This is a genomic window from Type-C symbiont of Plautia stali, assembly GCF_059730935.1.
In genome coordinates this window covers 2,738,474-2,751,493 of the sequence record NZ_AP035923.1, presented here as the reverse complement: position 1 = coordinate 2,751,493, position 13,020 = coordinate 2,738,474, and the positions used below count along the sequence as shown (strand labels likewise).

The window sequence follows — 13,020 nt, the reverse complement described above, 5'->3', positions numbered from 1 at the left end:
CTGCCTGCTACAAGCCCGGCCACTGCGCCGGGCTTAATGTTTTGTAAATCCTGCACATCCTTTTTTACTGGCTGACTACCCTTAACGGCAGACTGTGAAAAGGAGAATCCCATGCGTTTATGGCGTGTTGCGCTGCTGGCTGGCGCGCTCAGCGGTTCCTTTACCGCGCTGGCGGCTGATGTCCAGGTGCAGGTGTTACAGGACAAGCTCGATCATCCGTGGTCGGTGGCGTTTCTGCCCGACCAGCAAACCCTGCTGATTACCGAACGTTCCGGACAGCTGCGCAGCTGGCAGCCGGGCCGGGGGCTATCGCAGCCGATTAGCGGCGTACCCAACGTGTGGGCCAGGCGCCAGGGCGGTCTGCTGGATGTGGTGCTGGCGCCGGACTTCGCGCAAAGCCGTCGGGTGTGGCTCAGTTATACCACCGCCGATGACACCGGCCGCGCGGGCGGCGTAGTGGGTTACGGCACGCTCAGCGCAGATCTCCGTCAGCTGCAGGATTTTAAGGTGGTGCTGGAGCAAACGCCGAAACTCTCAGGCGGTGCTAACATCGGCACGCGGCTGGCGTTTGATCGCCAGGGTTATCTGTACATCGCGTTCGGCGATAACTTTGCCAGCCGTAGCGCGCAGCAGCTGGACAAACTGTCGGGCAAGATTGTCCGTCTGACGCAGGACGGCAAGGTGCCGGCGGATAATCCGTTTAACCATCGTCAGGGCGCACGCGCGGAGATCTGGTCTTACGGCGTACGCAACCCGCAGGGGCTGGCGCTTAATCCGTGGACGCAGCAGATGTGGGAGAGTGAACACGGCCCGCGCGGCGGCGATGAGGTGAACCTGGCGGCAAAGGGCAAAAATTATGGCTGGCCGCTGGCGACATACGGCATTGATTACAGCGGGCAGAAAGTGCCGGAAGCGCAGGGCAGCGCCGTTGCCGGCACTGAGCAGCCGCTGTTTTACTGGCAGCAATCGCCGGCGATCAGCGGCATGGCGTTTTACAATAGCGCGCGCTTTCCCCAGTGGAAAAACTCGCTGTTTATCGGTGCGCTGAAAGATAAAAGTCTGATCCGACTGCGGGTTAACGGCGAGAAGGTTGAAGAGGCGCAGCGGCTGCTGGGCGATCGTGGCGATCGTATCCGCGATGTTCGTCAGGGACCGGATGGTTATCTGTATGTGCTGACCGATGAGGCCAATGGCAAGCTGCTGAAAGTCGGGCTGGCGGATGCCGCCAGCGCCGCGCGCGGTTAATCAGCGCACCCAGTTACACACCTGCCAGCCGCGCTGCTGCGCTTCCTGCTGCAGCAGTGCGTCCGGGTTAATCACCCATGCATGATCGGCATGCGACAGCAGCGGCAGATCGTTCATCGAATCGCTGTACGCCCAGGTGCGCTCAAAGCGTCGATCCTGCTGCAGCGCTCGCCAGTCGCTGAGTCGTGAAACTTTGCCTTCACGGTAAGTGGCGGTGCCGTAAATCTCACCGCTGTAGCGTTCATCGACCACTTCCACGCCAATCGCCAGCGCGCCGTGTACGCCCAGCCGTTCCGCAATCGGCACGGCGAGGTGATCGCCGCTGGCGGTAATAATCATTACCGTGTCGCCACGCTGCTGATGCCACTGAATGCGTTCGCGCGCGGCGGGAAAGACGCGCGGCAGGATATCGCGATGAATAAAGCGCCGCACCCAGCCTGCGACGGTGAGGGTCGCCATACCGGTGAGCGGTGAGAGCGTGGTGCGCATGTACTCTTCAATCGACAGGCTGCCGGCGTGGTATTGCGCCATCAGCGCCTGCTCCTGACGAATGATCTCTTCCGGTGCAAACCCCTGCGAAACCAGCCAGCGCAGCCAGAGGCTGGTGCTGTCTTCACAAATCAGGGTTTCATCCAGATCGAAAACGGCTAAGTCCATCATGATTCTCCTCGGGCTGACTGGCATCAGGTTAGCGGAATTTTGTGACTGGCTTAACTGTTCTGCGAAAATTCGGAATTTCTCGCAATTTTTCCTCTGCCCTGACGCCCGCGCACTGGCAGCGCAGCGGCCTTAATGCCAGGGTTACTCTAACAAACTCTAAAAAACTTTACGGTTTGGCGGTTTTTTTCACCGGCGTGAACCGTTAGCGTTTGGTAAGACATGTCTTACCTGCACAAATCCGTGATTTTACAAGGACAATTGGGTCACGCTCATGAGAAAAACTTCCCTGACTTCGGTCTGGCGGCCAGTGGCGGCCACTTCATTATTATTGCTTTTCGTTCCCGTCACCACTCAGGCCGAGCAGGCACCTCCGCCACCGCAGATTGAGGCCAAAGCGTGGATTCTGATGGACTACAGCAGCGGCAAAGTGCTGGCGGAGTCCAATGCCGATCAGCGTCTCGATCCCGCCAGTCTGACTAAAATGATGACCAGCTATGTAGTGGGTCAGGCGCTGAAATCCGGCAAAATTACTAACAACGATATGGTCACTATCGGCCAGGACGCGTGGGCCACCGGCAATCCGAAACTGCGCGGATCGTCGCTGATGTTCCTCAAGCCGGGCGATCGCATCCCGGTCTCGGAACTGAATAAGGGCGTGGTGATTCAGTCAGGGAATGATGCCTGTATCGCGCTGGCGGATTATGTCGCCGGCAGTCAGGATGCCTTCATCGGCCTGATGAACAATTACGTTAAAGCCTTTGGCCTGCAAAACACCCACTTCATGACGGTGCACGGTCTGGACGCCGAAGGCCAGTACAGCACCGCACGCGACATGGCGATCATCGGCCAGCGCCTGATTGGTGATGTGCCGGAAGAGTATGCGCTGAACAGCGAAAAAGAATTTACCTTTAATAATATCAAACAGATGAACCGCAACCGCCTGCTGTGGAGTAGCAACCTTAAGGTTGACGGCATCAAAACCGGGCATACCTCAGGGGCGGGCAACAATCTGGTTGCTTCAGCGGTCGATGGCGATATGCGCCTGATTTCGGTGGTACTGGGCGCGCAGACCGATGCCATTCGCTTTCGCGAGAGTGAAAAGCTGCTGACGTGGGGCTTCCGTTTCTATGAAACCGTTACGCCGATTAAAGCGGATAAACCGTTTGCCCAGCAGCGCGTGTGGTTTGGCGAAAACAGCCAGGTCAACCTCGGCGTGGCGAAGGATGCGGCGATCACTATCCCGAAAGGGCAGATGAAAAATCTCAAGGCCAGCTTTACCCTCAACACACCGCAGCTGGAAGCGCCGCTGAAAAAGAATCAGGTAGTGGGCACTATCGATTTCCAGCTGGATGGCAAAACCATTGAGCAGCGTCCGCTGGTGGCGATGGAGGATGTACCAGAAGCCGGCTTTATTGGCCGCATCTGGGATTTCATTATGATGAAATTCAACGGCTGGTTTGGTAAGTGGTTCAGTTAATCTCAGGACGGCGGGTCAGCCCGTGGCTAACCCGCCTGCCGGCTGAGTTTATCCGCGCACCCAGCCTTTTTTAATCGGCATCGCGAACAGGGCGCGGTAGAGTTGATGCGTCAGCGCCAGCATGCGCTGACCGTACAGCTGCCACGCCAGATGCGAAGCCAGACAGCCAAGCAACCCCACCAGAAAACCGCCCAGCATATCCAGCGGCCAGTGCACGCCGAGATACACGCGTGACCAGGCAATAGCGCTGCCAATCGCCAGCAAAACCACCCCGGACCACAGACGGTGCCAGAAAATAAACGCCAGCGCGAAGGTAAAAATCGTGGTGCCGTGATCGCTGGGATAGGAGTCATCAGCAGCGTGTGACAGGAACTGGTGACCAAAGCCAATGGCGAACGGGCGCGGGTGTGGCAGCAGCTGGCCCACGCACCAGGAGATGCTCAGCGCATAAATCAGCGCCATGCCGGTTTTCAGCACCAGCGCGCGCTGCGACTGCAGCTGATCGCGCGGTCCCCATAGCCACAGGGCGACAATCAGCAACGGTACAATCGCAATCACATCTTTGGCGATAAAGGTCGCCAGGCTGAGCAGCCACGCGGGTGAATCCGGCGTGGCGTTAATCCATAAAAAGAGGGTGTGGTTAAGCGCTTCCATCACGTTTCCTCGTCCTCGTCTTGTTTACCCAAAAAGAAATTGCGGCAAAAATCAGCAGCTGGCTGAGCCACACCCACCAGCCCGCCCACAAATTGTGGGAGAAAAAGTGCGCACCACGCATCACCTGGCCATAGCCCATCAGCAGGCCACAGGCGATTCCCACTGCCAGCGCCAGCAGCGCGCGGCGTGGACGCTCCGGCCACCACAAAAAAAACAGCGCCATCAACGCAAAGCCGCTGGAAGCATGGCCGCCCGGAAAGCACTGGCCGGGGCCACTGTTAGCCGGCACCGCCGCCAGCAGCGGAAAGCTCGCGGCATTGCCGCCGAACAGCGCCAGATCCCACGGACAGGAGTGCGCGCTGTGCGCCTTCAGCATGCCCACCACCAGCGGCCCCATACCAAACAGCAGGACCACCAGCACACGCCGGGCGTCACGCTGTTGCAGGCCGCGCAGTAATAGCAGCACCGCGCCAGCGATAATCACATCCTTCATCAGCCGATGGTTGATCAGATCCAGCCAGCGGTTGTGCTGCCACGGAAAACGCCGGGTGAGCGGATCAAACCAGCGCTGGCTGATGGCGATGTCGAGGCTTTCGTTACGCGACCACCACAGAAACGCCAGCGCCAGAATTGCCAGCAAAATAAGGTTGATAGCGTAGAAGCGCGCGGACAGAGAATAAATAGCCGCGCTCCGAATCTCACTGCGGGTTGTTGGAGTGTTTAACTTTGATGAAAGTTGCATGAATATTTGCAAATAGCGAAACCAGAGTCACAGGGTGGCAAATCACGCTTAGGGAAACCTTAAGGGGGGCGCGTAGCAGGCATAAAAAAACCCGCTAGCAGAAGGCTAACGGGCTCCTCAATTTGGGGATTTCAAAGAAAAGCAGTGGCACTTATTCAGACTGCATCGCGTCCGATTAGTTCTGACGCGTGTAAAAATATTTTTAAACAGGCAAAAGCGGCCAGATGATGACGATCAGCGTCCCCGCCAGCGTCAGCAAGACGTTGGCAATGGCGTAGGTGCCGGCATAGCCGAGCGCCGGAATGCTGCTGCGCGCGGTATCGCTGATAATCTCCATGGCCGGTGCGCAGGTGCGCGCGCCCATGATCGCACCAAACAGCAGCGCGCGGTTCATGCGTAGCACGTAAGCGCCGAACAGATAGCAAATCACCACCGGTAACAGACTCACCAGCAGGCCGCTCAGCAGCATCAGCGCGCCCGCACTGCCGAGACCGTGCTGCAGCCCGCTGCCGGCGCTCAGGCCAACCCCGGCCATAAACACCATCAGGCCAAACTCTTTCACCATGGTCAGTGCGCCCTGCGGGATGTAGCCGAACGTCGGGTGGTTGGCGCGCAGGAAGCCGAGCATGATGCCGGCAAACAGCAGCCCGGCGGCGTTGCCCAGGCCAAAGCTGAAGTTGCTGAACTGGAAGGTAATCATGCCGATCATCAGGCCGATGATAAAGAAGGCGCAGAACGCCAGCAGATCGGTCATCTGGCTGTGAATAGCAATGAAGCCGATGCGATCGGCCAGGCTTTTCACCCGGCGCGCTTCGCCGCTCACCTGCAGCACATCGCCTTTGTTGAGCATGATGCTGTCGTCGATCGGCATCTCAATCTGGCTGCGGATCACCCGGTTCAGGAAGCAGCCGTGATCGGTCAGTTTTAAATGGCTCAGGCGTTTATTCACCGCGTTGTGGTTTTTCACCACGATCTCTTCGGTGACGATGCGCATGTCGAGCAGATCGCGATCGAACACCTCTTTACCATTACGGAAACTGGCGTCGAGACGCGCATGGGCATCCGGATAGCCGACCAGAGAAATTTCGTCGCCGAGCTGCAGCACGGCATCACCGTCCGGGCTGGCGAGAATGCCGTTACGCCGCAGGCGCTCAATGTAGCAGCCGGTCTGACGGTGAATCCCCAGCTCGCGCAGGTTTTTGCCGCCGCTCCACTCAACCAGCTCCGGACCAACGCGATAAGCACGAATTACCGGCAGGAACACTTTACGCTGGCTGTCCGCATCCAGACCGCGCTCGCGCGCGATTTGCTGGGCGCAGGTCGGCAAATCCTGATGCTGCAGGCGCGGCAGGTAGCGTGCGCCGAAAATCAGGCTGACCAGCCCAATCAGATAGGTAAGGGCGTAACCCAGGCTGAGGTTATCCTGCATGCGCCCCAGCAGCTGCGTGTCGCTGATGCTTTGCCGCAGCGTATCGCCTGCGCCCACCAGCACCGGCGTTGAGGTCATCGAGCCGGCCAGCATGCCGGCGGTGAGGCCGATATCCCAGCCAAACAGTTTGCCGAGCGTCAGCGCAATCAGCAGGGCGCTGACCACCATGACGATCGCCAGAAAGAAATAGTTCTTACCGTCGCGGAAAAAGATGGAGAAAAAGTTGGGACCGGCTTCCACCCCGACACAAAAAATAAACAGCATAAAGCCCAGACTTAAGGCGTCAGTATTAATCGCGAAGTGTTGCTGACCCAGAATCAGCGAAACCACCAGCACACCAATAGAATTACCGAGTTGTACGGAGCCAAGGCGTAATTTACCCAGGCACAGGCCGAGGGCTAATACGACAAATAATAACAGAACGTCATTTCCGCTTAACAATTCTGCGACGTTAATGTTCACGGTTTAACTTCTTATTTACCTGTAACGAGTTGATGGGAGGGGATTTTTTCGCTATCTTGTGACGGCTGCGCACGGCCCGGTCACCGAATGTTCTTAATCTGTGACCCACATAAAGCGGCGCCATTCTAATCATAATTAACACCCTCAGCTATCAGCAGTTTTCATTCCTTCTGCCTTCAGCTGTTTCTTTTTATTTCCACGTAAGCGCATCAGGGCAGTTAAAAGTTTCAATATTGTTAACGTCAAAGTTGAGGAGAGGTATGTTGCAGCGCAATAATCGCTGGCCAGCATCGGTTCTGGGCGTGATGCTTTATACGCTGGTGTTTATTTTTGCACATCATTTTTGGTCCGCCGCCGCGACGCAGGCGGTGCGTGGGCAGCCGGAACTGCTGCTGTTTCTGCTGCCGGGCATCGTGATGGCGCTGCTGCAGCCGGACAGTCCGCTGATCGGCACGCTGTGGATCGCGCTGGGCGGGACGCTGCTGGGCATGATGTGGGTGTGGCTGGTGATGCCGATGACGCACAGCCTGCTGCTGGTGACGGCGTGGAGCCTGAGTGCACTATTCTGGGCGGGGTGCGGTGCGCTGCTGGTGCGCCTGTTGCGCATTATGCTGGCGATGCGCACCAGTTGAGTGAAGCGATGACGGGCCCGCAGGCCCGTCAGGTCAGGCTTCGATGCCGAGGTTTTCTTTGGTCCACGCAGCAAATTCGGTGTAACCACCGATGTGCTGGTCGTCGAGGAAGATCTGCGGCACGGTAGAAACCGGTTTGCCGGCACGCGCTTCCAGGTCGGCTTTGGTGATGCCGGTCGCCTGGATATCGACGTACTGATAATTAAAATCGTCGCGCTCGCTGGTTAACTTCGTGGCTAACTCTTTTGCTCGTACGCAGTAAGGGCAGCTGGAACGGCCAAAAATCACTGCAATCATTGCTTCTCTCCTTCCGCTGCTGTTTTGTGACTTGTCTCACATCACAGCGTGAATAATGCGTCACATCATGCCCGCCCATCCTGCTTAAGAAAAGCAGAAATTGCCTGTTACTCTAATGCGCGCTGTCTATACCCGGTCACAATGCCGTACTACAGTATTCGGGTATCACCTGCAGCAGAAACAGATGAACACTGAGGAGCCCTGAACCATGCGTAATCTGGCGACATTGCCCAAACCCGTACTACTGCTGGAAGCGCTGGGCGTGCTGGCAGTGATTGGCGCGCTGCTGCTGGTCAACGACTGGCTGGCGGCACCGGCATTCATGGCGAAAAAACCGCTGGCAACGCTGCTGTTTTTCCTCGGCATTGCGCTGATGTTGCCGGCAGCGTGGCTGATGATGAGGCGCACCGCAAAGGCGATGGCACCGCAGTTGTTCAATCACACCGACAAAAAGAAGTAACCGGAGAGGATTATGACGCCGACTATTGATTTGCTTTGCAGCCACCGTTCCATTCGCGCCTTTACTGAGCAGGGGATTGATGACGCCCAGCGCAGCGCGATTATCGCTGCGGCGCAGGCGGCCTCGACCTCCAGTTTTTTACAGTGTTCCTCCATTGTCCGTATCACCGACCGCGCCCTGCGCGAGCAGCTGGTGCAGCTCACCGGCGGCCAGCCATGGGTCAGCGCCGCAGCGGAGTTTTGGGTGTTCTGCGCCGACTTCAACCGCCACCAGCAAATCTGCCCTGAGGCTCAGCTGGGCCGAGCCGAACAGCTGCTGCTGGGTTGTGTCGATACCGCGCTGATGGCGCAGAACGCCATGGTCGCTGCGGAATCGCTCGGTTTAGGCGGCGTGTTTATTGGCGGCATTCGCAACAGCATCGCGCAGGTGACGGAGCTGCTGGGGCTGCCGAAGTTTGTGCTGCCGCTGTTTGGCTTCTGCATCGGCCATCCCGACGCGTCACCGGACGTCAAGCCGCGCATGCCGCAGGCGATGCTGGTGCATGAAAACCGCTACCAGCCGCTGGATAAAGCGGTGCTGGCGCAATATGACCAGCAAATCACCGCTTACTATCAGCAGCGCGACAGCAATCAGCGCTCGGAAACCTGGAGCGAACTGATTCAGCGTTTGATCATTAAAGAAACGCGACCGTTTATGCTGGACTACCTGCATCAGCAGGGCTGGGCAACGCGCTAAGTACAGGGACCGCTGCAATGAAGATGGCCATTCTCACCCGTGACGGCGCGCTCTACTCCTGTAAACGCCTGCGTGAAGCCGCGGAAGCGCGTGGCCATCAGGTGCAGATGATCGATCCGCTCTCCTGCTACATGAACATCAACTCCGACTCGCCGGCGGTGCACTATCGCGGTGAGGCGCTCGGCCATTTCGACGCGGTGATCCCGCGCATCGGCACCGCCACCACCTTTTACGGTACGGCGGTGCTGCGTCAGTTCGAGATGCTCGGCAGCTATCCGCTCAACGAGTCAGTGGCCATTACCCGCGCACGCGACAAGCTGCGCTCGCTGCAGCTGCTGGCGCGCGAGGGCATCGACATGCCGGTTACCGGCTTTGCCTCGTCGCCGGATGATACACAGGATGTGATCGCCATGGTCGGCGGCGCGCCGCTGGTGGTGAAACTGGTGGAGGGGACGCAGGGGATCGGCGTGGTGCTGGCGGAAACCCGCCAGGCGGCAGAGAGCGTGATCGATGCGTTTCGCGGTCTCAATGCGCATATTCTGGTGCAGGAATTTATCAAAGAGGCGCGCGGGCGCGACATCCGCTGCCTGGTGATTGGTGACGAAGTGGTGGCGGCGATTGAGCGGGAAGCGAAAGAGGGCGATTTCCGCTCTAATCTGCACCGTGGCGGCAGCGCCCGCGCCGTCACCATTACCGATCAGGAGCGCGAGATCGCGGTCAAAGCGGCCACGACGCTGGGATTAGCCGTGGCGGGCGTGGATATTCTGCGCGCCAACCGGGGTCCGCTGGTGATGGAGGTCAATGCTTCTCCGGGGCTGGAGGGCATCGAAGGCAGCACCGGTTTAGACATTGCCGCCATGATGATCTGCTGGATTGAGCAGCACGCCTGTCCCGGTTATCGTCCGAAAACCGGGGGCTGAACCGCGCTTTTGCGCGGTTTTCGTGGCATCTGCGACTGTTTTTCCGTAAGCTAAGGCGCTTATTTATTCACCCCACAGGATACAACGATGGATTCACTGGTCGTTCCTGACATCGACATGCTGCGTCGCTGGCTGGATCAACAAAATATCACCTGGTTCGAATGCGACGCCTGCCAGGCTTTGCATCTGCCGCATATGCAGAATTTTGACGGGGTGTTTGACGCGAAAATCGACCTGGTGGATAACGTTATCCTCTTCTCGGCGCTGGCAGAAGTAAAGCCCACCGCGCTGATCCCGCTGGTTGGTGAACTGTCGCAAATCAATGCCAGTTCGCTGACGGTGAAAGCCTTTATCGATATACAGGATGACAACCTGCCGAAGCTGATCGTCTGCCAGTCAATCAGCGTAAGCGCCGGCATCACCTTTGGTCAGTTCACCCACTTCATGAAGCAGAGCGAAGAGGGGATTTCGATGGTGATCATGGAAGCGTTCGCCAATCATCTGCTGATGATGGGCGAAGACGAGGAGCGTCCGCCGAGCGTCAGCAGCCACAGCATGCTGCACTGATTTTTCCCCTCCTGCTAACTGCCGCTTTTTGCGGCAGTTTTCATTTCAGGCCCACCACTTTTTATTCTGCATTTTGCCCTTTATTGCCAGATATTAGTCGTGCTTTATGCCGCTAGTGCCAGAGTGCATAGCAGAAACATGCATAACTTATCGCAAAAAGGCGTTTTTTAAGCTGGGATCTGGCACGCAGGAATCAGGGGGGCTATTCTTGCGGGGCTGTCTGATACGTGCAACTACGGCGCAGCTATAGGTTTTTGCTATTAAACTCCCGCTGAATATTGATTCATTGTGTGGCTGTAATTTAACAGACAACGCAACGACCGGATCGCGTGTATGCAGCGTTGTGATGACCCGCTCAGGAGGAAGAAAAACATGATCAACCAGTCAAAAAAATGGTTGCCAGGTGTGGTTGCAGGTGTGCTGATGGCTGCGGCCGTGGGCGCTCAGGCAGAGGATAAAACGCTGCACGTTTATAACTGGTCCGATTATATTTCGGCCGACACCGTGCCCAATTTTGAAAAGCAGACCGGCATCAAAGTGGTCTACGACGTGTTTGACTCCAACGAAGTGCTGGAAGGCAAACTGATGGCTGGCAGCACCGGCTATGACGTGGTGGTACCGTCGTCGAGCTTCCTCGCACGTCAGCTGCAGTCTGGTGTGTTCCAGGAGCTGGATAAGAGCAAGCTGCCTAACTATAAAAATCTCGATCCCGATCTGATGGCGAAAGTGGCCCAGCACGATCCGGGTAACAAATACGCCATTCCTTACCTGTGGGGCACCACCGGTATTGGCTATAACATCGATAAAGTCAAAGCGGCACTGGGCGCCGATGCGCCGGTGAACAGCTGGGATCTGGTGCTGAAGCCGGAAAACCTGGAAAAACTGAAGAGCTGCGGCGTTTCGTTCCTCGATGCGCCAGAAGAGATTTTTGCCACCGTGCTGAACTACCTCGGCAAAGATCCGAACAGCTCTGACGCGAAAGATTACACCGGCGCGGCGACCGATCTGCTGCTGAAGCTGCGGCCGAATATCCGCTACTTCCACTCTTCGCAGTACATCAATGACCTCGCCAACGGCAACATCTGCGTCGCCATCGGCTGGTCTGGCGATATTCTGCAGGCGAAAGATCGCGCGGTGAAAGCCAACAACGGTGTCCATCTCGGTTACAGCGTACCGAAAGAGGGCGCGCTGGCATTCTTCGACATGATGGCCATTCCAAAAGACGCGAAAAATCTGGATGCGGCTTATCAGTGGCTGAACTACATCATGGATCCGAAAGTGATTGCCGACGTCTCCAACAAGATGAACTACGCCAACGGCAACAAAGCGTCGCTGCCGCTGATCAATGCGGATGTGCGCAACAATCCGGGTATCTTCCCGACGCCGGAAGCAATGGCCAAACTGTTTGTGCTCAAGGTCCAGGATCCGAAACTGGATCGTGCGCGTACCCGTGCATGGACTAAAGTAAAAAGTGGTAAGTAATTCGTTCTGAACGGATTCCCTTATCGGTAAACGACAACAGAGGCGCGGTGCTGGCCTCTGTTGTGTCATTTAGCGGCTGGCTGTGCCGCGCTATCCCGCTTAGCGCCGGAGACATGTGAGTGAACGACGCGATTCCCCGCCCCCAAAATAAAACGGCTAAGGCGTTAACGCCGCTGCTGGAAATCCGCAACCTGACGAAATCGTTTGACGGCCAGCACGCCGTGGATGATGTCAGCCTGACCATTTACAAAGGCGAAATTTTCGCACTGCTGGGCGCTTCCGGCTGTGGCAAGTCCACGCTGCTGCGGATGCTGGCCGGCTTTGAAATTCCCAGCAGCGGCCAGATTGTGCTGGACGGTCAGGATCTGTCCCACGTGCCGCCGTATCAGCGGCCCATCAACATGATGTTCCAGTCGTACGCGCTGTTTCCGCACATGACGGTGGAACAGAACATCGCTTTTGGCCTGAAGCAGGACAAACTGCCGAAAGGCGAAATCAGCAGCCGCGTGGCAGAAATGCTGGCGCTGGTGCATATGGAAGAGTACGCCAAACGTAAGCCGCACCAGCTTTCTGGCGGCCAGCGTCAGCGCGTGGCGCTGGCGCGGAGCCTGGCGAAACGTCCCAAGCTGCTGCTGCTCGACGAACCGATGGGCGCGCTGGATAAAAAACTGCGTGACCGCATGCAGCACGAAGTGGTGGATATTCTGGAGCGCGTAGGCGCTACCTGCGTGATGGTGACCCACGATCAGGAAGAAGCCATGACCATGGCGGGCCGCATCGCCATCATGAACCGCGGTAAATTTGTGCAGATCGGCGAGCCGGAAGAGATTTACGAGCATCCGACCAGCCGCTACAGCGCCGAGTTTATCGGCTCGGTGAATGTGTTTGATGGCCTGTTGCGCGAACGCCGCGAAGACGGCGTGGTGATCGACAGCCCGGGGCTGATGCATCCCCTCAAGGTGCAGACCGATGTGTCGATTGTGGACAACGTGCCGGTGCACGTGGCGCTGCGGCCGGAAAAAGTCATGCTGTGCGACGAGGTGCCGGCCGACGGCTGCAACTTTGCCGTCGGCGAAGTGGTGCACATCGCCTATCTCGGCGATCTGTCGATTTACCACGTACGGCTGCGCAGCGGCCAGATGATCAGCGCCCAGCTGCAGAATGCGCATCGCTACCGGAAAGGCGCGCCCACCTGGGGCGATGAAGTGCGCCTGTGCTGGGATGCCGACAGCTGTGTGGTCCTGACGGTTTAAGGAGG

At 57.6% G+C, this 13,020-nt stretch carries 14 protein-coding genes; 9 read left to right on the top strand and 5 right to left on the bottom strand.

Translation table 11 applies throughout. The annotated features are described in order from the left end of the window. The first annotated feature begins 111 nt into the window (after nt 1-111). Complete coding sequence (locus AC6I7J_RS12980; RefSeq protein WP_498005878.1) at nt 112-1,245, top strand: PQQ-dependent sugar dehydrogenase; 1,134 nt, start codon at nt 112-114, stop codon at nt 1,243-1,245. Here AC6I7J_RS12980 and AC6I7J_RS12975 read toward each other — a convergent pair whose 3' ends face one another. Continuing rightward, on the bottom strand, nt 1,246-1,902 hold the full coding sequence (locus tag AC6I7J_RS12975) for an HAD family hydrolase (protein WP_021508391.1): 657 nt from the start codon (nt 1,900-1,902) through the stop codon (nt 1,246-1,248). Nucleotides 1,903-2,176: 274 nt separating this feature from the next. On the opposite strand from AC6I7J_RS12975, the gene AC6I7J_RS12970 reads away from it, so the two are divergent. Continuing rightward, nucleotides 2,177-3,382 (top strand): serine hydrolase, encoded by a 1,206-nt coding sequence (locus AC6I7J_RS12970; protein WP_058780826.1) that lies wholly within the window; start codon nt 2,177-2,179, stop codon nt 3,380-3,382. 48 nt (nt 3,383-3,430) lie between these two features. Here the strand turns inward: AC6I7J_RS12970 and ybjG are convergent, their stop codons facing one another. From ybjG to AC6I7J_RS12955, 3 genes are all read right to left on the bottom strand, one after another. Then, nucleotides 3,431-4,036 carry an undecaprenyl-diphosphate phosphatase gene (gene ybjG / locus AC6I7J_RS12965; protein WP_021508389.1) on the bottom strand — a complete coding sequence of 202 codons (606 nt, stop codon included), beginning with the start codon at nt 4,034-4,036 and terminating at the stop codon, nt 3,431-3,433. Further along, nucleotides 4,023-4,778, bottom strand: coding sequence for a phosphatase PAP2 family protein (locus AC6I7J_RS12960; protein WP_498005875.1), 756 nt, complete (start codon nt 4,776-4,778; stop codon nt 4,023-4,025). The genes ybjG and AC6I7J_RS12960 overlap by 14 nt, the downstream gene beginning before the upstream one ends. Nucleotides 4,779-4,980: 202 nt before the next feature. Then, complete coding sequence (locus AC6I7J_RS12955; protein ID WP_021508387.1) at nt 4,981-6,669, bottom strand: aspartate:alanine antiporter; 1,689 nt, start codon at nt 6,667-6,669, stop codon at nt 4,981-4,983. A gap of 260 nt (nt 6,670-6,929) precedes the next feature. On the opposite strand from AC6I7J_RS12955, the gene ybjM reads away from it, so the two are divergent. Beyond that, entirely contained in the window at nt 6,930-7,301 is a 372-nt protein-coding gene (ybjM, locus tag AC6I7J_RS12950) for an inner membrane protein YbjM (protein WP_021508386.1), read from the top strand. 33 nt (nt 7,302-7,334) lie between these two features. Here the strand turns inward: ybjM and AC6I7J_RS12945 are convergent, their stop codons facing one another. Next, nucleotides 7,335-7,598, bottom strand: coding sequence for a GrxA family glutaredoxin (locus tag AC6I7J_RS12945; protein WP_010618314.1), 264 nt, complete (start codon nt 7,596-7,598; stop codon nt 7,335-7,337). Between the two features lie 208 nt (nt 7,599-7,806). Here AC6I7J_RS12945 and AC6I7J_RS12940 point away from each other — a divergent pair, with 208 nt between their 5' ends. The 6 genes from AC6I7J_RS12940 to potG all read left to right on the top strand — a co-directional run bounded on the left by AC6I7J_RS12940 (nt 7,807) and on the right by potG (nt 13,015). Continuing rightward, complete coding sequence (locus AC6I7J_RS12940; RefSeq protein WP_498005873.1) at nt 7,807-8,058, top strand: DUF1418 family protein; 252 nt, start codon at nt 7,807-7,809, stop codon at nt 8,056-8,058. A gap of 12 nt (nt 8,059-8,070) precedes the next feature. Then, the gene (nfsA, locus tag AC6I7J_RS12935; protein ID WP_058757789.1) at nt 8,071-8,793 is read left to right on the top strand and encodes an oxygen-insensitive NADPH nitroreductase; all 723 of its coding nucleotides are present in this window, start codon (nt 8,071-8,073) and stop codon (nt 8,791-8,793) included. Between the two features lie 17 nt (nt 8,794-8,810). Then, complete coding sequence (rimK, locus tag AC6I7J_RS12930) at nt 8,811-9,713, top strand: 30S ribosomal protein S6--L-glutamate ligase (RefSeq protein WP_166718620.1); 903 nt, start codon at nt 8,811-8,813, stop codon at nt 9,711-9,713. A gap of 87 nt (nt 9,714-9,800) precedes the next feature. Continuing rightward, the gene (locus AC6I7J_RS12925) at nt 9,801-10,280 is read left to right on the top strand and encodes a type III secretion system chaperone family protein (RefSeq protein ID WP_021508382.1); all 480 of its coding nucleotides are present in this window, start codon (nt 9,801-9,803) and stop codon (nt 10,278-10,280) included. 372 nt (nt 10,281-10,652) lie between these two features. Continuing rightward, a complete protein-coding gene (gene potF / locus AC6I7J_RS12920; protein WP_021508381.1) occupies nt 10,653-11,762 on the top strand; it encodes a spermidine/putrescine ABC transporter substrate-binding protein PotF in 1,110 nt (369 codons plus the stop codon). Between the two features lie 119 nt (nt 11,763-11,881). Then, nucleotides 11,882-13,015 carry a putrescine ABC transporter ATP-binding subunit PotG gene (gene potG, locus AC6I7J_RS12915; RefSeq protein WP_498005871.1) on the top strand — a complete coding sequence of 378 codons (1,134 nt, stop codon included), beginning with the start codon at nt 11,882-11,884 and terminating at the stop codon, nt 13,013-13,015. Nucleotides 13,016-13,020: the final 5 nt, after the last annotated feature.

Coding starts and splice junctions, on each gene's coding strand:
- AC6I7J_RS12980 (WP_498005878.1), top strand. CDS start 112: ATGCGTTTATGGCGTGTTGCGCTGCTGGCTGGCGCGCTCAGCGGTTCC.
- AC6I7J_RS12975 (WP_021508391.1), bottom strand. CDS start 1,902: ATGGACTTAGCCGTTTTCGATCTGGATGAAACCCTGATTTGTGAAGAC.
- AC6I7J_RS12970 (WP_058780826.1), top strand. CDS start 2,177: ATGAGAAAAACTTCCCTGACTTCGGTCTGGCGGCCAGTGGCGGCCACT.
- ybjG (WP_021508389.1), bottom strand. CDS start 4,036: ATGGAAGCGCTTAACCACACCCTCTTTTTATGGATTAACGCCACGCCG.
- AC6I7J_RS12960 (WP_498005875.1), bottom strand. CDS start 4,778: ATGCAACTTTCATCAAAGTTAAACACTCCAACAACCCGCAGTGAGATT.
- ybjM (WP_021508386.1), top strand. CDS start 6,930: ATGTTGCAGCGCAATAATCGCTGGCCAGCATCGGTTCTGGGCGTGATG.
- AC6I7J_RS12945 (WP_010618314.1), bottom strand. CDS start 7,598: ATGATTGCAGTGATTTTTGGCCGTTCCAGCTGCCCTTACTGCGTACGA.
- AC6I7J_RS12940 (WP_498005873.1), top strand. CDS start 7,807: ATGCGTAATCTGGCGACATTGCCCAAACCCGTACTACTGCTGGAAGCG.
- nfsA (WP_058757789.1), top strand. CDS start 8,071: ATGACGCCGACTATTGATTTGCTTTGCAGCCACCGTTCCATTCGCGCC.
- rimK (WP_166718620.1), top strand. CDS start 8,811: ATGAAGATGGCCATTCTCACCCGTGACGGCGCGCTCTACTCCTGTAAA.
- AC6I7J_RS12925 (WP_021508382.1), top strand. CDS start 9,801: ATGGATTCACTGGTCGTTCCTGACATCGACATGCTGCGTCGCTGGCTG.
- potF (WP_021508381.1), top strand. CDS start 10,653: ATGATCAACCAGTCAAAAAAATGGTTGCCAGGTGTGGTTGCAGGTGTG.